At 62.4% G+C, this 18,493-nt stretch carries 24 protein-coding genes; 16 read left to right on the forward strand and 8 right to left on the reverse strand.

Going from position 1 to position 18,493, the window contains the following annotated elements:
• Positions 1–66 precede the first annotated feature (66 nt).
• From arsK to WGT02_RS02385, 6 genes are read right to left on the reverse strand one after another with little or no spacing between them, the layout of a single operon-like run.
• Positions 67–1,386, reverse strand: coding sequence for an arsenite efflux MFS transporter ArsK (arsK, locus tag WGT02_RS02360; RefSeq protein WP_208249270.1), 1,320 nt, complete (start codon positions 1,384–1,386; stop codon positions 67–69).
• Positions 1,383–2,126, reverse strand: a complete 744-nt coding sequence (gene arsH / locus WGT02_RS02365) for an arsenical resistance protein ArsH (RefSeq protein WP_208249268.1) — start codon at positions 2,124–2,126, stop codon at positions 1,383–1,385. The genes arsK and arsH overlap by 4 nt, the downstream gene beginning before the upstream one ends.
• Entirely contained in the window at positions 2,083–2,505 is a 423-nt protein-coding gene (gene arsC / locus WGT02_RS02370; protein WP_024313453.1) for an arsenate reductase (glutaredoxin), read from the reverse strand. The genes arsH and arsC overlap by 44 nt, the downstream gene beginning before the upstream one ends.
• Positions 2,502–3,197, reverse strand: coding sequence for an MIP/aquaporin family protein (locus WGT02_RS02375; RefSeq protein WP_024313454.1), 696 nt, complete (start codon positions 3,195–3,197; stop codon positions 2,502–2,504). The genes arsC and WGT02_RS02375 overlap by 4 nt, the downstream gene beginning before the upstream one ends.
• The gene (locus WGT02_RS02380) at positions 3,194–3,727 is read right to left on the reverse strand and encodes an arsenate reductase ArsC (RefSeq protein WP_024313455.1); all 534 of its coding nucleotides are present in this window, start codon (positions 3,725–3,727) and stop codon (positions 3,194–3,196) included. The genes WGT02_RS02375 and WGT02_RS02380 overlap by 4 nt, the downstream gene beginning before the upstream one ends.
• Positions 3,724–4,080 (reverse strand): helix-turn-helix transcriptional regulator, encoded by a 357-nt coding sequence (locus tag WGT02_RS02385; RefSeq protein ID WP_024313456.1) that lies wholly within the window; start codon positions 4,078–4,080, stop codon positions 3,724–3,726. Before WGT02_RS02385 ends, WGT02_RS02380 begins: the two co-directional genes overlap by 4 nt.
• A gap of 42 nt (positions 4,081–4,122) precedes the next feature.
• Here WGT02_RS02385 and WGT02_RS02390 point away from each other — a divergent pair, with 42 nt between their 5' ends.
• The gene (locus tag WGT02_RS02390; protein WP_208249262.1) at positions 4,123–4,641 is read left to right on the forward strand and encodes a DUF6428 family protein; all 519 of its coding nucleotides are present in this window, start codon (positions 4,123–4,125) and stop codon (positions 4,639–4,641) included.
• 94 nt (positions 4,642–4,735) lie between these two features.
• Here the strand turns inward: WGT02_RS02390 and phnF are convergent, their stop codons facing one another.
• Positions 4,736–5,467: a phosphonate metabolism transcriptional regulator PhnF gene (phnF, locus tag WGT02_RS02395; protein ID WP_208249261.1), complete on the reverse strand. Its 732-nt coding sequence runs from the start codon at positions 5,465–5,467 to the stop codon at positions 4,736–4,738.
• 98 nt (positions 5,468–5,565) lie between these two features.
• On the opposite strand from phnF, the gene phnG reads away from it, so the two are divergent.
• From phnG to WGT02_RS02435, 8 genes are all read left to right on the forward strand, one after another.
• Complete coding sequence (gene phnG / locus WGT02_RS02400; RefSeq protein WP_024313459.1) at positions 5,566–6,036, forward strand: phosphonate C-P lyase system protein PhnG; 471 nt, start codon at positions 5,566–5,568, stop codon at positions 6,034–6,036.
• The gene (gene phnH, locus WGT02_RS02405) at positions 6,036–6,644 is read left to right on the forward strand and encodes a phosphonate C-P lyase system protein PhnH (RefSeq protein WP_024313460.1); all 609 of its coding nucleotides are present in this window, start codon (positions 6,036–6,038) and stop codon (positions 6,642–6,644) included. The genes phnG and phnH overlap by 1 nt, the downstream gene beginning before the upstream one ends.
• A gap of 4 nt (positions 6,645–6,648) precedes the next feature.
• Entirely contained in the window at positions 6,649–7,758 is a 1,110-nt protein-coding gene (locus tag WGT02_RS02410; RefSeq protein WP_208249259.1) for a carbon-phosphorus lyase complex subunit PhnI, read from the forward strand.
• Positions 7,755–7,997, forward strand: a complete 243-nt coding sequence (locus tag WGT02_RS02415) for a hypothetical protein (protein ID WP_208249256.1) — start codon at positions 7,755–7,757, stop codon at positions 7,995–7,997. The genes WGT02_RS02410 and WGT02_RS02415 overlap by 4 nt, the downstream gene beginning before the upstream one ends.
• The gene (locus tag WGT02_RS02420) at positions 7,994–8,875 is read left to right on the forward strand and encodes an alpha-D-ribose 1-methylphosphonate 5-phosphate C-P-lyase PhnJ (RefSeq protein WP_024313462.1); all 882 of its coding nucleotides are present in this window, start codon (positions 7,994–7,996) and stop codon (positions 8,873–8,875) included. Before WGT02_RS02415 ends, WGT02_RS02420 begins: the two co-directional genes overlap by 4 nt.
• Positions 8,872–9,648, forward strand: coding sequence for a phosphonate C-P lyase system protein PhnK (gene phnK / locus WGT02_RS02425; RefSeq protein WP_208249254.1), 777 nt, complete (start codon positions 8,872–8,874; stop codon positions 9,646–9,648). The genes WGT02_RS02420 and phnK overlap by 4 nt, the downstream gene beginning before the upstream one ends.
• 65 nt (positions 9,649–9,713) lie before the next feature.
• Positions 9,714–10,424, forward strand: a complete 711-nt coding sequence (gene phnL, locus WGT02_RS02430; RefSeq protein ID WP_024313464.1) for a phosphonate C-P lyase system protein PhnL — start codon at positions 9,714–9,716, stop codon at positions 10,422–10,424.
• Positions 10,421–11,038 (forward strand): DapH/DapD/GlmU-related protein, encoded by a 618-nt coding sequence (locus tag WGT02_RS02435; RefSeq protein WP_024313465.1) that lies wholly within the window; start codon positions 10,421–10,423, stop codon positions 11,036–11,038. Before phnL ends, WGT02_RS02435 begins: the two co-directional genes overlap by 4 nt.
• A 104-nt stretch (positions 11,039–11,142) precedes the next feature.
• Here the strand turns inward: WGT02_RS02435 and WGT02_RS02440 are convergent, their stop codons facing one another.
• The gene (locus tag WGT02_RS02440) at positions 11,143–11,355 is read right to left on the reverse strand and encodes a hypothetical protein (RefSeq protein WP_024313466.1); all 213 of its coding nucleotides are present in this window, start codon (positions 11,353–11,355) and stop codon (positions 11,143–11,145) included.
• A gap of 326 nt (positions 11,356–11,681) precedes the next feature.
• On the opposite strand from WGT02_RS02440, the gene phnC reads away from it, so the two are divergent.
• The 7 genes from phnC (at position 11,682) to phnN (ending at position 18,488) form a co-directional block, all read left to right on the forward strand.
• Positions 11,682–12,527, forward strand: a complete 846-nt coding sequence (phnC, locus tag WGT02_RS02445) for a phosphonate ABC transporter ATP-binding protein (protein WP_208249251.1) — start codon at positions 11,682–11,684, stop codon at positions 12,525–12,527.
• Between the two features lie 89 nt (positions 12,528–12,616).
• A complete protein-coding gene (gene phnD, locus WGT02_RS02450; protein WP_037115015.1) occupies positions 12,617–13,522 on the forward strand; it encodes a phosphonate ABC transporter substrate-binding protein in 906 nt (301 codons plus the stop codon).
• A 69-nt stretch (positions 13,523–13,591) separates the two neighbouring features.
• On the forward strand, positions 13,592–14,563 hold the full coding sequence (gene phnE / locus WGT02_RS02455; RefSeq protein WP_024313468.1) for a phosphonate ABC transporter, permease protein PhnE: 972 nt from the start codon (positions 13,592–13,594) through the stop codon (positions 14,561–14,563).
• Positions 14,564–14,571: 8 nt separating this feature from the next.
• The gene (phnE, locus tag WGT02_RS02460) at positions 14,572–15,912 is read left to right on the forward strand and encodes a phosphonate ABC transporter, permease protein PhnE (RefSeq protein ID WP_208249248.1); all 1,341 of its coding nucleotides are present in this window, start codon (positions 14,572–14,574) and stop codon (positions 15,910–15,912) included.
• A 131-nt stretch (positions 15,913–16,043) separates the two neighbouring features.
• The gene (locus WGT02_RS02465; protein WP_208249245.1) at positions 16,044–16,739 is read left to right on the forward strand and encodes a DUF1045 domain-containing protein; all 696 of its coding nucleotides are present in this window, start codon (positions 16,044–16,046) and stop codon (positions 16,737–16,739) included.
• A 13-nt stretch (positions 16,740–16,752) separates the two neighbouring features.
• Entirely contained in the window at positions 16,753–17,892 is a 1,140-nt protein-coding gene (locus WGT02_RS02470; protein WP_024313470.1) for an alpha-D-ribose 1-methylphosphonate 5-triphosphate diphosphatase, read from the forward strand.
• Positions 17,889–18,488 (forward strand): phosphonate metabolism protein/1,5-bisphosphokinase (PRPP-forming) PhnN, encoded by a 600-nt coding sequence (phnN, locus tag WGT02_RS02475; RefSeq protein WP_024313471.1) that lies wholly within the window; start codon positions 17,889–17,891, stop codon positions 18,486–18,488. The genes WGT02_RS02470 and phnN overlap by 4 nt, the downstream gene beginning before the upstream one ends.
• Positions 18,489–18,493: the final 5 nt, after the last annotated feature.

Below are 18,493 nucleotides of genomic sequence, written 5' to 3' on the forward strand. Positions count from 1 at the left end.
ATAAGGGCAGCGATCGCGCCAGCAAGGCCGTGAGCCAGCAGGCGACGGTGGGGTGGCGCGTTTCTTCTAGCGCTCTGCCGCGTCCGTTGCGGACTCGAAGTCCGGCAGGCGATTGGCGATCTGCTGCCCAAGCGTCACGACTTGCACGGCAAGCTCGTCGCCACGCGGCGTCGCAAGATGCGGTCGGTCAAGCAGCTGCGCTAGCCGGCCAATCGCGACAAATGCGAGGACGGCTATAGCACCGACGACGGCGGCAACCGCGAGCGACCACGATACGCCGATGTTCTCCATCATGAACGCGAGGACAAATGGGGCGGTCGACGAAATCACCAAGCGGATGGACAACACCTTGCCCTGTCGTCGCCCGTACCCTTCGCTGCCAAAGAGTGCCAGCGGCAAGGTTCCCTGCACGATGCTGCTCAGCCCCGAGCCAAGACCGAAGACGACGGCGAAGACCAATGCGCCTGGTACGGACGGGGCGGTGACGATCAGAGTGACCAGGGCCGCCGGCAGCAACACCGCAGAGATGAGCGCCAGCGTCAGCTGCGACAGTCCGCCCCCGAAGACCATGTTGATGAAGCGGCTCAGCACCTGCGACGGGCCAAACACCGTGCCGACCATCACCGCCAGGGCTCCAAGCCCAAGTCCGGATAGCACCGGAACCATGTGCACGAGGAGTGCTGCGTTGACGAAGCTCTCCAGAGCAAACCCCATGACCATCAGGATGAAGGCCGGCGTTCGCACGGATGGCGGAAGGCTCGGTTCGACGTGCTTTGCCGCTTCGTTCTTCTCCCGTTTGCGGGTTTCGCTGACGCTGCGCGACAACCATGCATGAATGGGAAGGCAGACCAGAAGATTGATAGCAGCGAAGATCAGATACACGTGCTGCCAGGACATGTGCGCGTTGGCCGCCGTGGTGATCGGCCAGAAAATCGTCGAAGCAAAGCCAGCGATCAGTGTCAGATAGGTGATGCTGCGCTGGGCAACCTTCGGCCTGATCTGGACGAGCAAAGCAAAGGCGGCCCCATATTGCACCAGATTGGACGCCGTCTCGATCGCGATCAGTGCGGCGACGAAGGCGATCTTGCCGGGAGCGAAGGCGCACGCGGCAAGCGCTGCGGCCGCAATCGCCGAGCCCGCCGTCATGACACGGCCGGCGCCAAAGCGGTCAATCCACCTGCCCATGGTCGGCGCCGCCAGGCCGCCGATCAGGAGAGCTACGGACAGCGCACCAAAAATCCATTCCGAGGACCAATCGAGATCCCGCGCCATATCCGGCGCAAGGATGCTGAAGCTGTAATAGAGCGTTCCGTAGCCGATGATCTGCGTCAGACCGAGGGCGAGGATTGCCGCGACAGGGGAGCGTTCGGTGCTGGTCGTCGTCATAGGGAATTGAGGCTCACGCGCTGTTCGAGTTTTTCGGCCTCCTCCTTCCGCTCGCTGTAGCGATCGGTGAGATAGGCCGAAGCATCGCGCGTCAGCGAGGTGAACTTCACCAGCTCCTCGCACACATCGACCACGCGGTCGTAATAGGAGGAGGGTTTCATGCGGCCGTCGGCATCGAACTCCTGGAAGGCCTTAGCCACCGACGACTGGTTCGGAATGGTGATCATCCGCATCCAGCGGCCGAGGATGCGCATCTGTCCGACTGCATTGAAGGACTGCGAGCCGCCGGAAACCTGCATGACGGCTAGCGTCTTGCCCTGCGTCGGGCGCACCGAGCCCACCGCCAGCGGGATCCAGTCGATCTGCGCCTTCATGATGCCGGTCATCGCGCCATGACGTTCGGGGCTGACCCACACCTGGCCTTCCGACCATTCAGACAGCGCGCGCAGCTCCTGCACCTTGGGATGCGTCACCGGAGCGCCGTCGGGAAGCGGCAGGCCTTCCGGATTGAAGATCCTAACCTCGCAGCCGAAGTGATCGAGCAGCCGTGCCGCCTCCTGCGCAAGCAGGCGACTGTAGGATACAGTCCTCAGCGAGCCACAAAGGATCAGAATGCGCGGCTTGTGGGTCGAGAAGGGCGGCCGCAACGCCGAGAGATCCGGCTGGCGCAGATGCTGCGGGGATACGGCAGGCAGATCAGACAATGCGCTTGCCCTCGCCGTCGAGCACCTGTTCGCCATCCTCCTTGGTGAAGGCGCCCTTGTGGGTGCCGGGGAGAATATCCAGAACGACTTCGGACGGGCGCGCAAGCCTGGTGCCGAGCGGTGTGATGACGAACGGCCGGTTGATCAGGATCGGGTCTTTCAGCATCGCGTCGAGCAGTTGATCGTCGGTCAGGGCAGGGTTATCGAGACCGAGCTCCGCATAGGGCGTGCCCTTTTCCCGGATTGCTTGGCGCACGGTCAACCCTGCGTCGGCGATCATCTTCACGAGCTGCGCACGCGACGGCGGGTCCTTCAGGTATTCGATGATATCAGGTTCGATGCCGGTGTTGCGGATCATCGCCAGCGTGTTGCGTGACGTGCCGCATTGCGTGTTGTGATAGATGGTAACGTTCATAACTTTGCCTCTGACGATGCGGTTGATGTAGCACCTGGCCGCAGAAGCCAGGTACACAGGATGAGGGCAGCGACCGCGCCAGCAATCTCTGCCAACCAGAACCCCGGTAGATCGACCGGGCGGATCCCGGAGAAGGTGTCGGTCAACGACCGTGCCAAAGCGACGGCGGGATTGGCGAATGAGGTGGAGGCGGTGAACCAGTAAGCGGCCGTGATATAGAGCCCCACAAGCCAAGGCACCGCCCTCTGTTCGAACTTGATGCCGGCAAGGATGACCGCCACCAGCCCGAACGTCGCGACTCCTTCGGAGAACCACTGTGCGCCGCCGGTACGAGCCTTGCTCGACATTTCGACCAGCGGCAGGCCGAACATAAGGTGAGCTGCGATTGTGCCGGCCACGCCGCCGGCAATCTGAGCCAGGATGTATCCCCCAAAGTCACGCTTCGGCAACTTGCGAGAGATAGCGAAAATCAGCGAGACCGCAGGATTGAATTGGGCTCCGGAGATCGGGCCGAGGATGGTGATCAGGACCACCAGGATTGCGCCGGTCGCCAGCGTGTTCCCCAGCAATGTCAGGCCAACATCCTGAGTCAGCGATGCTGCCATGACGCCAGATCCGACCACTGTTGCGACTAGCATGGCTGTCCCAAGTCCCTCTGCGACCAGCCGGCGCGGCAGATCGAACCGGGTCATCGGCTTGCCCTGGATGGCTTTAAGGTCGCACCCTCCAAGGTGCCGATCTGATGGAGATGCGTCTCCAACGCGAGCTTGTCGATCGATGCAAGCGGCAGGCTGACAAAAGCCATGATCCTATTCTTCAGAAAGCGAGCAGCCTGGGCAAAAGCGCGACCCTTTTCGACGTCGCTGCCTTCGACGGCGGCCGGATCCTCCACACCCCAGTGGGCGGTCATGGGATGGCCGATCCAAACCGGACAGGCCTCGCCGGCGGCCCTGTCGCAGACCGTGAAGATGAAGTCCATCTCCGGCGCCCCCGGCTCGGCAAACTCGTCCCAGCTCTTCGAGTGGAAGCCGTTCGTTGGGTAACCAAGCGCCGCAAGCTCCTTCAGCGCCAGAAGGTTAACCTCACCGTTTGGCTGGCTGCCGGCTGAATAGGCTTTGAAGCGGCCATTGCCCTCGGCATTGAGAATGGATTCGGCCAGGATCGAGCGGGCGGAATTGCCCGTGCAGAGAAAGAGCGCATTGTAAACGCGGTCAGCGGTCATTGCAGGTTTTCCTCCATTTTAGGGGTGCAGCAGGCCGCGACCTTAGCGGCGGGCGCGCAGATTTCCGGGTGCCCGGAGCAGCAGTCTTCCATCAGGAACCGAACCAGGCCGCCGAGCGCCTCATAGTTCGCGGTGTAGATGATCGATCGTGATTCGCGCTGCTGCGCGATCAGTCCTGAGCGTTCCAGCTCCTTCAGATGGAAGGAGACGTTGGACGGTGATACCTCCGCTTGTTCTGCGATCGCCCCTGCCGCCATGCCGTTCGGGCCGGCGACCACAAGCATGCGGACGATGTGCAGGCGGGTTTCCTGTGACAGCGCGCCAAATGCGACGAGGGCTTGACGTTGATCCATATTTCAACAATCCTTGAATGATTGAAATGAGGAATAACGCAGATGGACGCGATCGACAATAGCGACGTTCAGGAAGACGATATCAGCCTCGGCCTATTGCTCAGCACACTTGCCGATGCCAAAGATTCTCCGCTGATATTCTACTACGATGGACAACCGGTGAAGCCTGGCTACCACGTCACTGAGGTCAAGGCCGGTCGGTTTTCGGCGCTGGACTGCGGCGCCAACCCGGAAGCATGGACGGAGATTTTCATTCAGCTCTGGGATATCGAGGAGGGCGACCGCACCCATATGCCTGCTGGCAAATTCTCCGCGATCATCCGCAAGGTCACGGAGCACGTGAAGCTCGATGATTCAGCCAAACTGACCTTTGAAGTCAGCGACGGCGTTCAACCGATGCAGCTCTACCGCGCCGCGATGCCAACGCTGCGCGCCGGCACTGTGCACGTCGAGCTATCGCCGCGGCCCGCCAGCTGCAAACCGTGCGATCGGTGGCTTGCGGAACAACAGGCACGATCGTGTTGTGCCCCCACGGCGGGAAGTAACGCCTGTTGCGCTTGACGCCGCACGGCAATGACGCATTACCGTCAGGATAAGGCGTCTAAATCCAATGCCAGCTTTGGAGGGCCGGGTTCTCCAGCGCGCCCGGCCTTTCTCAGTTCTCGATGGTGAACTGCACCCGATCCGCCGAAAACCGACTGATCGCATATTGCACTGGCACACCCTTTAGATCCGTGTTCATCGCCTTGGTGATCAGGACGATCGCCCCCGGCGTCAGTTCCAGTGCCGCCAGATCGGCGGCGTCGGCATGGGCGGCGGTGACCTCCGTCGTCGCGCGTACATAGTCGGATAGGCCGAATTCGGCAAAGGCCCGGGTGATCGATTCCGTCTTCTCGTAGGCCGCCGGCATGCCGGCAAAGCGTTCGGCAGGAAACCAGGCCGTGGCGCAGGAGACCGGCCGATTGTCGGCCTTGCGCACCGTTTCCATGCGGATCACCGGTGCCCCCTGCCGCAGCTTCAACCAGCGGGCCACCTCGTCGTCCGCTCTCTCTTCGCTATGCCCAAGCAGCAGTCCGCGCATTTCGCGCGCCTGCTCACCGATACCGGTCGTGAACCGCGTGCGTCGGGTGATCGGAAAGTTCAGCCGTTCCTTACGTTCGATCAGTGTGCCGCGGCCCTGCACAGCGCGCACGATGCCCTCCTGGGCAAGCGCGGCGATCGCGCTGCGCACCGTATGGCGGTTGACGCCGAACTGCAGCGCCAGAACCGTCTCCGGCGGCACCATACCCGCCTCGTCATAAACCCCGGCGCTGATTGCCTGGCGAATGCGGTCGGCAATCTGGCGCCATAGCGCAACGCCTGTCTGTCTTTGTACCTGTCCAGCCATTTTGCCCCTTGATGTCACACGCTTGTCACGTCGGCGATTTAAGCGTAACTATATCTTGTATAGTTGTCTATATCAATAGACATTTAAAGGATGCGGCAATGAGCTTGGCGGAGACGAATGAGCCGGCGGCGGCAGGCGGACGCAAGCGCGTCATCGACCTGCTCGCACGTGCAGAGCGACCGGAATTGGTTAAAGCATGGAACGGCCTGGCGGAGAAACCGGTGGTCCAGCCGGTGCGCGGGCCGGAAACGGGCCTCGTCATGGTCCGCGGCCGCATGGGCGGCGGTGGCGCACCGTTCAATCTCGGTGAGGTGACCGTGACGCGTGCGACCGTTCGTCTCGCTTCCGGCACCGTCGGCCACGCCCAGGCGCTTGGCACGGACCGCGAGAAGGCGCGGCTTTCCGCCATTTTCGATGCGCTTTGGCAGGAGGCTGCGACGCAGCAGTTTGTCGAGCAGACGCTGCTTGCGCCGATCGCTGCCCGGGTGGCCGCAGAAGAGCGCCGCAGGGCCGACGAGACGGCCGCGACGCGCGTCGATTTCTTCACCATGGTTCGCGGAGACGACTGATGAGCCTCAAGACGGAAGCACTGATCGGCGGCTTTGCTGAACCGGTCTTCCACGCACAGAGCGTGTTCAAGCTGCTGATGGATGCGATGGCGCGTCCCGGCACGATCCAGACGGTCGCCCCCGATGCGACGCCGCCGGCGCCGCTCGGCATTGCCGCCGGCGCGATCGCGCTAACGCTCTGCGATCACGATACGCCCGTATGGCTGTCTGCCGGTCTCGCAAAATCGGCCGTGCCTCAGTGGCTCGGCTTCCACACCGGCGCGACGGTAACGCCTGAGAAGGCCGAAGCGCGCTTCGCCTTTGTCGAAGCGGGTACAACGCTGTCCCCCTTCGGTCTCTTTGCCGCCGGGACGCAGGAATATCCTGATCGCTCGACCACCCTGGTCATCGAGTTGGCGGATCTCGAGGCAGGACGCAGGCTCGCCCTGATGGGGCCGGGCATTGAGACGGTGACGGACCTTGCGCCGATCGGTCTGCCCGATACCTTCCCCCGCCTCTGGACGGAGAACCGTGCGCTCTTCCCGCGCGGCATCGACATCGTGCTGACCTCGGGCAACCGTTTCGTCTGCCTGCCGCGCACCACCAAGATCACCGCAACGGAGATGTGACCCCATGTATGTTGCTGTCAAAGGAGGCGACGCCGCCATTGCCAATGCCCATCGCCTGCTGGCGGATCGCCGCCGCGGCGACCGTTCGCTGCCGGCTATCGGCATCGACCAGATCGTGGCGCAGCTGGCGCTCGCCGTCGACCGCGTCATGGCGGAAGCCTCGCTTTACGATCGCATGCTCGCAGCTCTCGCCGTTCGCCAGTCGCGCGGCGACATGATCGAGGCGATCTTCCTGCTGCGCGCCTATCGCACGACGCTGCCGCGTTTGGGCTATTCCAACCCGATCGACACGGCCCGGATGAAAATCGAGCGCCGTGTTTCGGCAACCTACAAGGATCTCCCGGGCGGCCAGTTGCTCGGCCCGACCTTCGATTATACCCACCGCCTGCTCGACCCGTCGCTCCTGGCAGATGACGCCGTCGACGAGCCGGCGCTGCGCGATGCCGAATCCGGCCGCGTCATGCGCGTTTCGGAAATCCTCGCTCAGGAGGGCCTGATCGAGGGTGATGGCGAAATGCCTGAGGATCACGAGATCGGCGATCTGACGCGCGAGCCGATGGAGTTCCCGATGACGCGCGACCTGCGCCTGCAGGCGCTTGCCCGCGGCGACGAAGGCTTCCTCTTGGCGCTCGGCTATTCGACCCAGCGCGGCTACGGCCGCAACCACCCCTTCACCGGCGAAATCCGCATCGGCGAGGTCGAGGTGGAGTTCGATGTTCCCGAACTCGGCTTTTCTGTTTCCCTCGGCACCATCCAGGTCACGGAATGCCAGATGGTCAACCAGTTCAAGGGCTCGTCCAAGGCGCCACCGCAGTTCACCCGCGGCTACGGCCTGGTCTTCGGCCAGAGCGAGCGCAAGGCGATGTCGATGTCTCTCGTCGACCGGGCGCTGCGTGCCGAAGAGCTCGGCGAGGACATCACCGCTCCGGCGCAGGACGAGGAATTCGTCATTTCGCACGCCGACAACGTCCAGTCGACCGGCTTCGTCGAGCACCTGAAGCTGCCGCACTACGTGGACTTCCAGGCTGAACTCGACCTGGTCCGTCGTATGCGCAGCGAATTTGTAGCCGGCCGCGCCGGTGGCCGCGACACCATCAAGGAGGCGGCCGAATGACGAGATCAGTCGCCGCCTCCACCGTCGTCAGCATCGCAAGTGGCATCGCCGCCACCAGCATGTCTGACATCGCCGCCGCCATCAGCAGCTACACCATTTGTCTTCGGCTTGAAGAGGAAGGGGAGGACGACGAAGCAGGTCATTACAGCCAAGATCACGAGCGCTTCGCTCGAAGTGTCGGCTTCCATTGTGACCTTCCGTCTGTCTGGCCCCTGCAACCACAGGGCAATCAAAGATGACCGATCTAGCCACCTACAATTTCGCTTATCTGGACGAACAGACGAAGCGGATGATCCGTCGCGCCATCCTGAAGGCGATCGCCATTCCCGGCTATCAGGTGCCCTTTGCCTCGCGCGAAATGCCGATGCCTTACGGCTGGGGAACCGGTGGCGTGCAGGTGACGGCCTCGATCATCGGTCCGGACGATGTGCTGAAGGTCATCGATCAGGGCGCTGACGACACCACCAACGCCGTCTCGATCCGCGCTTTCTTCCAGAAGGTCGCCAATGTCGCGGTCACAACGCACACCAAGGATGCGACGATCATCCAGACGCGCCACCGCATTCCGGAAGAGAAGCTTGGACCGAACCAGGTGCTCGTCTATCAGGTGCCGATCCCGGAACCGCTCCGCTTCCTCGAGCCGCGCGAGACCGAAACCCGCAAGATGCATGCGCTGGAAGAATATGGCCTCATGCATGTAAAGCTTTACGAGGACATTGCGCATAACGGCCGCATCTCCAAGACCTATGCCTATCCGGTGAAGGTTGCCGGCCGCTACGTCATGGACCCGTCGCCGACGCCGAAGTTCGACAATCCGAAAATGCACATGTCGGATGCGCTGCAGCTCTTCGGGGCAGGGCGCGAGAAGCGCATCTATGCCGTTCCGCCCTATACCGATGTGGTCAGCCTCGACTTCGACGATTACCCCTTCGAGATTCAGCGCTTCGGCAAGCCCTGCGCGCTGTGCGGAGCCGAAGAGGTTTATCTCGACGAGGTCATCCTCGACGACAAGGGCGGCCGCATGTTCGTCTGCTCCGACACCGACCACTGCGAAGACCGCCGCGCCAAAGGGCATGTCGGCGAGATGTTGGCACCCAATCAGGAGGCCGCCGAATGACTGACGCCCCGCTTCTCAAGGCCAACGACGTCTCAAAGTTCTACGGCAATCGCATCGGGTGCCGGAACGTCTCCTTCGAGCTCTGGCCCGGCGAAGTGCTCGCCATCGTCGGTGAATCCGGCTCGGGCAAGACGACGCTTCTGAACTGCATCTCGACCCGTCTGATGCCGACCACCGGCAGCGTCGAATACCACATGCGTGATGGCGCCTATCGCGATCTCTATCGTATGAGCGAGGCCGAACGCCGCTTTCTGATGCGCACGGACTGGGGTTTCGTGCATCAGAAGCCGGCTGACGGTCTGCGCATGATGGTGTCTGCCGGCGCCAATGTCGGCGAGCGCCTGATGGCGATCGGTGACCGCCACTATGGCAACATCCGCTCGACGGCGGTCGATTGGCTGCAGCGCGTCGAAATCGATGCGGGCCGTATCGACGATCAGCCGCGCGCCTTCTCCGGCGGCATGCGTCAACGCCTGCAGATCGCCCGCAATCTGGTCACCGGTCCACGCCTCGTCTTCATGGATGAGCCGACCGGCGGCCTCGATGTCTCGGTGCAGGCCCGCCTGCTCGACCTCGTGCGCGGTCTTGTCAACGATCTTGGCCTTGCCGCGATCATCGTCACCCACGATCTCGCCGTCGCACGCCTGCTGTCGCATCGCATCATGGTGATGAAGGATGGCCATGTCATCGAGCACGGCCTGACCGATCGCGTCCTGGACGATCCGCGCGAGCCGTACACGCAGCTCCTTGTCTCCTCCATTCTGCAGGTCTGATCGCGCATGCTGTTTGGAAGCCGGCTACCGGCTTCGCGAGTAAGCGAAAACTAAGGAAAGAAATCATGGCAACGCCCCTTGTTGTTTCTGAAGTCGCCAAGAGCTTCACCATGCACCTGCGCGACGGCATCAAACTGCCGGTCGTTTCGGACGTGTCCTTTTCCGTGGCATCCGGTGAATGCGTCGTCCTCGGCGGGCCGTCTGGCATCGGCAAGAGCTCGCTTCTGAAAATGATCTACGGCAATTATGCCGTCGACAGTGGCCAGATCCTGATCAAGCATCAGGACAGGATCGTCGATCTGGCGACCGCGGATCCGCGCACGGTCATCGACGTGCGCCGCCACACACTCGGCTATGTCAGCCAGTTCCTGCGCACTGTGCCGCGTGTCGCGGCGATCGACGTGGTCGCCGAGCCGCTGGTCGCGCGCGGCGAGAAAGCCGACGCCGCGCGGGAAAAGGCCGCCGAACTGCTGTCGAAACTGAACCTGCCGGAAGCGCTCTGGCAACTTCCGCCCGCCACCTTCTCCGGCGGTGAGCAGCAGCGTGTCAACATCGCCCGCGGCTTTATCACCGAGCACACGGTTCTCCTGCTCGACGAGCCGACCGCCTCGCTCGATGCCAAGAACCGTGCCGTGGTCGTCAGCATGATCGAGGAAAAGAAGAAAGCGGGCGTCGCCCTTCTTGGAATTTTCCACGACGAGGAAGTGCGCGAAGCTGTCGCCGACCGCATTCTCGACGTCCAGACGTTCTCGCCGCGAAAGGCAATTGCCGCATGAACCGCAAGATTGGCATCGAGCCCTATTTCCATGAAACGGCATCCGTCACGAACACCACCTTTGGCCGCTTCACGGAAGTCTCGGAGCGCTGCCGCATCGACGAGGTCGAGTTCGGCGACTATTCCTACGTCATGCAGGACGGCTCCATCTGGTGCGCGACGATCGGAAAGTTCGTCAACATCGCCGCATCGGTGCGTATCAATGCCACCAACCACCCGACCTGGCGCGCGACGCTGCACCACTTCACCTACCGCGCTGCTGACTACTGGCCGGACGCCGATATGGAGGCCGATTTCTTCGCATGGCGCCGCTCCAACCGCGTCGTCATCGGCCATGATGTCTGGATCGGTCACGGCGCCACCATTTTACCCGGCGTCAAGATCGGCAATGGTGCGGTCATCGGCGCCGGTGCCGTGGTCTCCAGGGACGTTGCACCCTACACCATCGTCGGTGGCGTGCCGGCAAGGCTCATCCGCGAACGCTTCCCGAAGGAAATCGGCGAGCGGATGGATCGGCTTGCCTGGTGGGATTGGGAACATGACCGCCTGCGGGTCGCCTTGCCTGATTTTCGCAATCTGAGTGCCGAGGATTTCCTCTCGCGCTACGAACAGTGAACGAAGCCCCCTGGGTTCGCTCCGGGGGCCGCTTAACGTCCTGCAGGCCTCCGGGGCGGTTCAAGGCTTGCGGAGACGGTCACTCCGCTGCCCGTCAGGAGAGCCTACGGCCTCGGATTCTTTGCCAATTGCCACTCACCGGTCGCGTCCGCCTCGACGCGCTTGTTGCCGCGGTAGAAGATCGGTAGACCGGTTTTTTTGTCCATCGAGAAACGGCTGGGCGTATATTTTTCGTCTTCATGCCCACGGGTGGCGAGGCCGAGTGCCTCCTTAAATTTGCCGGCGTTGCACAGGCTTTTGAAGAGAGTTTGATCCATCGCTTTTGCTCCAGTATCCTTTCTAAACTGCCTGCCATTGACGGGTGATTGGGTCAACCATCAATGACGGACGCTCTCATCGCCTGCTGTCCGGACTGACCGGGCGTGCAATCGCACAGCAAAGCTTCTGATCGGTAGCTCTCGTCCAATCCTTCACCCGGCACGCAGCGGCAACAGCACGCCGGCCCGGCCGGATTTTCGGCATCAGGGACGCGCCCACCAAGGCCCCGATTGTGACAGTCCTTACATAAAACTGACATTCCCCATTCATGAAGCGGGACTAATGCACTGGCTCATATCGCATCTGGACTATGAGGAAGAGCATGATGTTCGAGCTGAGGAATGTCACCCGCCGTTTCGGAAGCAAGACAGCCGTCGATTCCGTGACGCTCGACATTCCTCAGGGCCAGATGGTCGGCATCATCGGCCGTTCCGGCGCCGGCAAGTCTACGCTGCTTCGCATGATCAACCGCCTGCAGGAGCCGACCTCGGGATCGATCCAGTTCGCGGGTGTCGAGGTTTCCAGCCTCCGCGGCCAGGCGTTGCGCAACTGGCAGCGCGATTGCGCCATGATCTTCCAGCAGTTCAATCTCGTTCCGCGTCTCGACGTGTTGACCAACGTCATGCTCGGCCGTCTGAACCATCGCCCGACCGCAATGAGCCTGCTCGGTGTCTTCACCCGCGAGGAGCGCATTCATGCGATCGCAGCTCTTGAGCGCCTCGGCATCGAGCAGACGGCGCTGCAAATGGCCGGCACGCTCTCCGGCGGCCAGCAGCAGCGCGTCGCCATTGCCCGCGCTCTGATGCAGAACCCGAAGATGGTGCTTGCCGACGAGCCGATTGCCTCGCTCGATCCGCTCAACGCCAAGATCGTCATGGACGCACTGCGCGACATCAACGAGCGCGAAGGCATCACCGTCGTCACCAACCTGCACACGCTGGATACGGCTCGCAACTACTGCGAACGCATCGTCGGCATGGCCGCCGGCCGTGTCGTCTTCGACGGCAAGCCGTCCGAACTGACGGCCGGTGCCGTCAAGCAGATCTACGGCACCGACAGGGACGGCGCCGGCATCGACGAGACGATGACCTCGACCTCGATCAACATTCCCGCGGCCGCGGCCGCGCAACAATCCGCTGGCCTGCAACCGCTGGCGCTGGCCGGTCTCTGATAGGGGCGGCCTCGATCGCAAGCCCGCGTTACGGGCAAACTTCTTCTTAAACAGAGTTGCCGGGGACACCGGTCAATCAGGAGAGAACCATGTTGAAGAAAGCACTTTTTGCCGCGACGGCGCTGTTTGCGCTTGCCGGCGTTTCGCATGCTGCAGACCTCAAGGAATTCCGCGTTGGTATTCTCGGCGGCGAAAACGAAGCTGACCGTCTGCGCAACTACGCTTGCCTTGCAGACCACCTGAAGACCGAATTCGGCTTCGAGAAGGTTTCGCTCTTCCCGGCTGCTGACTATGACGGCGTTATCCAGGGTCTGCTCGGTGGCACGCTCGACTTCGCAGAACTCGGCGCGTCCGGCTACGCTGCTATCGCTATCAAGGACGAAAAGGCTGTGACCCCGATCCTGACGACGGTCCAGAAGGACGGCTCGACCGGCTACCACTCGATCGGTCTTGCTCTCAAGTCCTCGGGCATCAAGGACATCAAGGATGCCAAGGGCAAGAAGCTCGGCTACGCCGATCCGGACTCCACCTCGGGCTACCTCATTCCGCTGACACAGATCCCGAAGGACACGGGCATGCCGAATGACAAGTACTTCGCCTCCACGCAGTTCAACGGCGGCCACGAGAACAACCTTCTCGCTGCCTACGACGGCAAGGTCGACATCGCTGTCGACGACTCTTCGGGCATCGGCGATTTCAAGGACGGTTACACCTCTGGCACCTTCCGCAAGGCTGTCGACAAGGGTACCGTAGACCCGAACAAGCTCGTCGAAGTCTGGCGTTCGCCGTTGATCCCGAACGGTCCGCTCGTCGTTCGCAACGAACTCGGCGCCGATTGGCAGGCAAAGCTCACCGACTTCTTCACGAAGCTGCCGAAGACGGACGCCAAGTGCTTTGCAGCCATCGAAGGCGGCGACTACCAGGGCTACACCAAGGTTCAGCCTGATTTCTACAACGCTATTATCGACGCTCGTAAGGCTGCCATCGGCGGTTGATCGATCCTGATAGCTGGAGGGCGGCCGTTACGGCCGCCCTTTGCCCTGCGAAGAAAGCGGACACCGTTCATGACTTTTGCCGATCCCAACGCCCACGCGCCGGCCACGCCGCAAAGCGCCCGTGAAATCGGTGACGCCTGGGGCAAGATGGTGGCTCGCCGCCGCCTCTATACCGGCCTCGGTCTGGTGATCCTGCTTGCCGCCTTCGTCGCCTCGGTACGCTTTGCCGACGAGAGCAATGCCGGCCATTTCTTCGATCGCCTGCCGCACCTCTTCGATTTTCTGAGCTGGCTCATTCCCAAGGATTGGAACGACGTCTGGCGCGCGTTGTTCGATATCGCAAGCCCGATGCAGAAGACGGGCGAAGAGTATAATTTCGCCGAGGGTCGCGTTCCGGTCTGGGGTGGCTTCTATATCCCCGAATATTTCGAGCTGATGATCATCACGATCAATGTCGCGTTGGTCTCGACCATCATCGGCTTCATCTTCGCCGTACCGCTCAGCTTTCTTGTCGCCCGCAATCTGGCGCCCTCCAATCCGTTGCGCATCGTTGCCAAGCGGCTCACCGAATTCCTGCGCGCCTTTCCCGAGATCGTCATCGCCGGCCTGTTTTCGGCGATTCTGTCGATCGGCCCGGTCGCCGCCATCATCGCCGTCAGCTTGCACACCATCGGCGCGCTCGGCAAACTTTTCTACGAAGTCGTCGAAAACATCGACATGAAGCCGGACGAGGGCATGAAAGCCGTCGGCGCCAGCTGGTCGGAGCGCGTGCGTTTTGCCGCCCTGCCGCAGGTCATGCCGAACTTCGTCTCCTACGCACTGCTGCGCCTTGAGGTCAACGTCCGCGCCTCCACCATCATCGGTGCGGTCGGCGGCGGCGGTATCGGCGAGGAACTGAAGCTCTCGATCTCGCGCGGGTTCGGCGCCAAGACGGTCGCGCTCGTCCTTTTGCTTTTCATCACCATCGTTGCGGTCGACCAGTTCTCCGCATGGCTGCGCCGCCGCCTCGTCGGCGAGCACGCCTTCCTTTTGCAGCATTGAGGTCCGCCATGACGGTGATCGACGCCAACCGGATGCATGAGATCGAGCAGCGCTACCCGGAGTATTTCAAACGCTCCTTCCAGCAGCGCTTCGGCGGTCTGATGGCCGTCATCGCGACGCTCGTCTATGCGCTCTACGCAACCTGGTTCTTCGACCTGCCGAAACTGCTTGCTGATGCCCATTGGGAGCGCGTCGGCCTCTATCTCAGCCAGTGGGTGAGCTACGACGTGCAGCCGGAGTTCCGTATCGGCGACGACGGCATTGCGGTCAAATATCCGCGCTTCTCGCCGCTCGGTGACGACCCGCATCCCAATTGGGTCATCAACAATCCGGATGGCAGCGTCACCGTTTCGGTCAGCGGCACGGGCCGCACTGTTGCCGTCTCCAAGACGGAAACGACGGTGACTGCCCGCGGCGTCAGCGTGCCGGTGGAAGTCTCTAGCGGCGCGCCGAAGGTTATCGGCCCCGTGCCGAGCTGGATGACGGTCTATGACGACAACGTCCTGGCCGATCTCGGCTTTGCCGGCGATGTCAGCATCTCGGTTGATCGCGTCAAGGTGCGCAAGCGCTTCCTCGGCTGGGCGAATTTCGTCTTCGACACCCAGTCCCCCTTCTTCGACAAGCCGGTGGGCGAGGTGCTGAGCCTGATTGTTTCGGGGCCGGAACTGACGCCCGGCCAATCCAACCTGTCGCTCGCCTTCGACAATGTCTGGAACAACAGCGCCTGGCAGCATGGCGACGTCTGGACCAAGCTGTTCCAGACCATCGTCATGGCCTTCCTCGGCACGCTGCTCGGCGCCCTGCTGGCCTTTCCGCTGGCCTTCTTCGCCGCGCGCAACATCACGCCGAACCGCGTGGTCAACCAGGTGCTGAAGCGAGCCTTTGATTTCCTGCGCTCGGTCGACATGCTGATCTGGGCGCTGTTCCTCACCCGTGCCTTCGGGCCCGGTCCGCTCGCCGGCAGCGGCGCCATCTTCCTCACGGAGACTGGCACGCTCGGCAAGCTCTATTCCGAAGGCCTCGAGAATATCGACAACAAGCCGCGCGAAGGCATCAAATCCACGGGCGCCTCCACCGTGCTCACCCATCGCTACGGCATCATCCCGCAGATCGTGCCGGTCTTCGTCAGCCAGACGCTCTACCAGTGGGAATCGAACGTCCGCGGTGCGACCATCATCGGCGCCGTCGGTGCCGGCGGCATCGGCCTCAAGCTCTGGGAAGCGATGCGCACCAACGCCAACTGGGAAAACGTCGCCTACATGGTGCTGTTGATCCTCATCGTCGTCTTCCTGTTCGACATGGCCTCGAACGCGCTGCGCCACCGGCTGATGGGCACCAAGGTCCACTGAAAAAGCGCGGGATCGTTCGGGATCATCATCATTCTGTCACGGAAATCTTTTAGCCGGAAGCCAGCTTGCGGTGGCGGTCAAATCACTGAAGACTGCCATCCGCATTCCGATTGATTCCCAGGATACGAGCCTTGCGCTACGCACTCTATTTCACACCGCCGAAGGACGATCCTTTGAACGGAACGGCTGCGCTCTGGCTCGGCCGTGATGCCTTCACCGGCGAAACTTACCCGGCTCCCGATCATTCGGACCTGCCTGCCGCCGAGCAGTTCGAGTTGACCGCCGAGCCTCGTCGCTACGCCTTCCATGCGACACTCAAAGCCCCCTTCGCGCTCGCCGCCTCGGTCACCGAACAGGACCTGCTTCAAGTCGCCGAGGATTTCGCCGCCCGCACGCCGGCGTTTGAAATCCCCGAGCTGGTCCTGGGGCAGTTGGGCAAGTTTTTCGCTCTCGTGCCGGCTTCGCTGCACCCGCCGCTTCAAGATTTCGCGGCAACGGTGGTAAAATTCTTCGAACCGTTCCGGGCCGCCCTGTCGGAGGTCGACATTGCCCGCCGGAACCCGGAGACGTTGAGCGAGAGCCAGCGTGCCAATCTGTTGCGCTGGGGCTATCCTTATGTGATGGATGACTTCGGTTTCCACATGACGCTGACCGGCCAGGTGCCGGAGGAGCGCGCCGGCGTGATGAAGGCCATTCTGACCGAGCGTTTTGCCGCGTTCACCGGCCGGCCGCTCGCGATCACGGGCCTTGCCGTTTTCGTTGAAGAGGCGCGTGGCGCGCCGTTCAAAGCCCATTCCTGGTGGCCGCTTGCTGGCGCCAAAAACTGAAAGACCTGATCCGATGACCACAGAAACCGTCTTCTCCAACGCCCGCATTGTCCTCGAGGATGAGATCGTCGAAGGATCGGTCCTCGTCCGCGACGGCAAGATCGCCGACATCTCGACGGGCAGCTCCACGGTCGGCGAGGATTTCGAAGGCGATTATCTGATCCCGGGTCTCGTCGAACTGCACACCGATCATCTCGAGGGCCACTATTCGCCGCGCCCCGGCCTGCGCTGGAACATGATCGCGGCGATCCAGGCCCACGACGCCCAGATCGTCACCTCCGGCATCACGACCGTTTTCGACTGCCTGCGCATGGGAGCCGACGAAGACGGCGGCTTCGAGCACGGCGAAATGCGTGGGATGGCCGATGCCATCCAGAAGGCCGAGCAGGAAGGTCGGTTGCGCGCCGAGCACCTGATCCACCTGCGCTGCGAAGTCTCCGCCGACAATGTTTTGGAACATTTCGCCGACTTCGAGAACGATCCCTACGTTCGCCTCGTATCGCTGATGGACCACGCCCCGGGTCAGCGTCAGTTCCAGACCATGGACCAGTACATCTTCTACTACCAGAAGAAGCGCGGCCTCTCCGATGCCGAGTTCGCCCGCTTCATCGAAAAGCGCGTTGGCGAATCCGAGCGCAATTCCACGCCGCACCGCATCGCGATTGCCAAGGTCTGCGCCGAGCGTGGCATCACCGTTGCCAGCCACGACGACGCAACGTTGGCGCATGTCGACGAAGCCATCGAAAACGGTGTTCGCCTGGCGGAATTCCCGACCAGCTTCGATGCCGCCAAGGCCTCGCATGAGCACGGCATGAGCGTGCTGATGGGCGCGCCGAACATCGTGCGCGGCAAGTCGCACTCCGGCAACATCGCCGCCCGCGATCTCGCCGAACGCGGCGTCCTCGACGTGCTGTCCTCGGATTACGTGCCGCTCAGCCTGCTCTACGCGCCGTTCCTCATTGCCGACGAGGTCGAGAGCATTTCGCTGCCGAAGGCGATCGCCATGGTCACCGCGACGCCGGCCCGTACCGTCAGCCTCAATGATCGCGGCCGCATCGCAACCGGTCTGCGCGCCGATGTCGTCCGCGTTTTCCGCGACCACGGCGTTCCCGTCACCCGCTCCGTCTGGCGCGAAGGGCGCCGCGTCGCATGATGCCCTCGCACGAGCCCCACATCGTTCCCGGAACCGAGCGCGGCATCATGGTCGTCGTCGTCGGTCCGAGCGGCGCCGGCAAGGACACGCTGATGGCGCTCGCAGCCAAGTACTTCCGGGGACGCCCGGACGTGCATTTCGTCCGTCGCGTCATCACCCGTGACAGCGAGGCCGGCGGGGAACATCATCTCGCCGTGTCGGACCAGGGCTTCGCCTCCATGGAGCAGGCCGGAAGCTTCTCGGTTTGGTGGGAAGCGCACGGCCTGAAGTATGGCATTCCGGCGGAGGTGTCGGTATCCCTTGCGCAGGGAAATCTGGTCGTCGCCAATGGCTCCCGTTCGGCGCTTCACCATTTCAAGGCCGTTTTTCCGCGGCTAAAGGTTATCAATGTGACGGCGCGTGCCGAGGTGCTGGCAAGCCGCCTGGAGGCTCGCGGCCGCGAGACACATGAAGATATCATGGCAAGGCTCGCCCGCGGCCCGCTCACCGTCCGCGGCGACTACGACGTCGTCGACCTCGACAACAGCGATTCACGCGAAGAGGGCGAACGCCGCATGGTCGAGGCGCTGAGCGCCTGCCTTGCGGAGATCGGCTAAGGGAC

It is taken from the genome of Rhizobium sp. T1470, from assembly GCF_042140505.1.
In the GTDB taxonomy this organism is placed as follows: Bacteria; Pseudomonadota; Alphaproteobacteria; order Rhizobiales; family Rhizobiaceae; genus Rhizobium; species Rhizobium favelukesii.

What these genes read in the sequence shown, in the direction of transcription:
- WGT02_RS02470 (WP_024313470.1), top strand. Translation starts at nt 16,753, where the DNA reads ATGACCACAGAAACCGTCTTCTCCAACGCCCGCATTGTCCTCGAGGAT.
- WGT02_RS02385 (WP_024313456.1), bottom strand. Translation starts at nt 4,080, where the DNA reads ATGGATCAACGTCAAGCCCTCGTCGCATTTGGCGCGCTGTCACAGGAA.
- WGT02_RS02375 (WP_024313454.1), bottom strand. Translation starts at nt 3,197, where the DNA reads ATGACCCGGTTCGATCTGCCGCGCCGGCTGGTCGCAGAGGGACTTGGG.
- WGT02_RS02410 (WP_208249259.1), top strand. Translation starts at nt 6,649, where the DNA reads ATGTATGTTGCTGTCAAAGGAGGCGACGCCGCCATTGCCAATGCCCAT.
- phnH (WP_024313460.1), top strand. Translation starts at nt 6,036, where the DNA reads ATGAGCCTCAAGACGGAAGCACTGATCGGCGGCTTTGCTGAACCGGTC.
- arsC (WP_024313453.1), bottom strand. Translation starts at nt 2,505, where the DNA reads ATGAACGTTACCATCTATCACAACACGCAATGCGGCACGTCACGCAAC.
- phnN (WP_024313471.1), top strand. Translation starts at nt 17,889, where the DNA reads ATGATGCCCTCGCACGAGCCCCACATCGTTCCCGGAACCGAGCGCGGC.
- phnL (WP_024313464.1), top strand. Translation starts at nt 9,714, where the DNA reads ATGGCAACGCCCCTTGTTGTTTCTGAAGTCGCCAAGAGCTTCACCATG.
- phnE (WP_208249248.1), top strand. Translation starts at nt 14,572, where the DNA reads ATGACGGTGATCGACGCCAACCGGATGCATGAGATCGAGCAGCGCTAC.
- phnD (WP_037115015.1), top strand. Translation starts at nt 12,617, where the DNA reads ATGTTGAAGAAAGCACTTTTTGCCGCGACGGCGCTGTTTGCGCTTGCC.
- arsK (WP_208249270.1), bottom strand. Translation starts at nt 1,386, where the DNA reads ATGACGACGACCAGCACCGAACGCTCCCCTGTCGCGGCAATCCTCGCC.
- WGT02_RS02380 (WP_024313455.1), bottom strand. Translation starts at nt 3,727, where the DNA reads ATGACCGCTGACCGCGTTTACAATGCGCTCTTTCTCTGCACGGGCAAT.
- WGT02_RS02420 (WP_024313462.1), top strand. Translation starts at nt 7,994, where the DNA reads ATGACCGATCTAGCCACCTACAATTTCGCTTATCTGGACGAACAGACG.
- WGT02_RS02390 (WP_208249262.1), top strand. Translation starts at nt 4,123, where the DNA reads ATGGACGCGATCGACAATAGCGACGTTCAGGAAGACGATATCAGCCTC.
- phnC (WP_208249251.1), top strand. Translation starts at nt 11,682, where the DNA reads ATGTTCGAGCTGAGGAATGTCACCCGCCGTTTCGGAAGCAAGACAGCC.
- WGT02_RS02440 (WP_024313466.1), bottom strand. Translation starts at nt 11,355, where the DNA reads ATGGATCAAACTCTCTTCAAAAGCCTGTGCAACGCCGGCAAATTTAAG.
- WGT02_RS02435 (WP_024313465.1), top strand. Translation starts at nt 10,421, where the DNA reads ATGAACCGCAAGATTGGCATCGAGCCCTATTTCCATGAAACGGCATCC.
- arsH (WP_208249268.1), bottom strand. Translation starts at nt 2,126, where the DNA reads ATGGCGAACAGGTGCTCGACGGCGAGGGCAAGCGCATTGTCTGATCTG.
- phnF (WP_208249261.1), bottom strand. Translation starts at nt 5,467, where the DNA reads ATGGCTGGACAGGTACAAAGACAGACAGGCGTTGCGCTATGGCGCCAG.
- phnE (WP_024313468.1), top strand. Translation starts at nt 13,592, where the DNA reads ATGACTTTTGCCGATCCCAACGCCCACGCGCCGGCCACGCCGCAAAGC.
- phnK (WP_208249254.1), top strand. Translation starts at nt 8,872, where the DNA reads ATGACTGACGCCCCGCTTCTCAAGGCCAACGACGTCTCAAAGTTCTAC.
- phnG (WP_024313459.1), top strand. Translation starts at nt 5,566, where the DNA reads ATGAGCTTGGCGGAGACGAATGAGCCGGCGGCGGCAGGCGGACGCAAG.
- WGT02_RS02415 (WP_208249256.1), top strand. Translation starts at nt 7,755, where the DNA reads ATGACGAGATCAGTCGCCGCCTCCACCGTCGTCAGCATCGCAAGTGGC.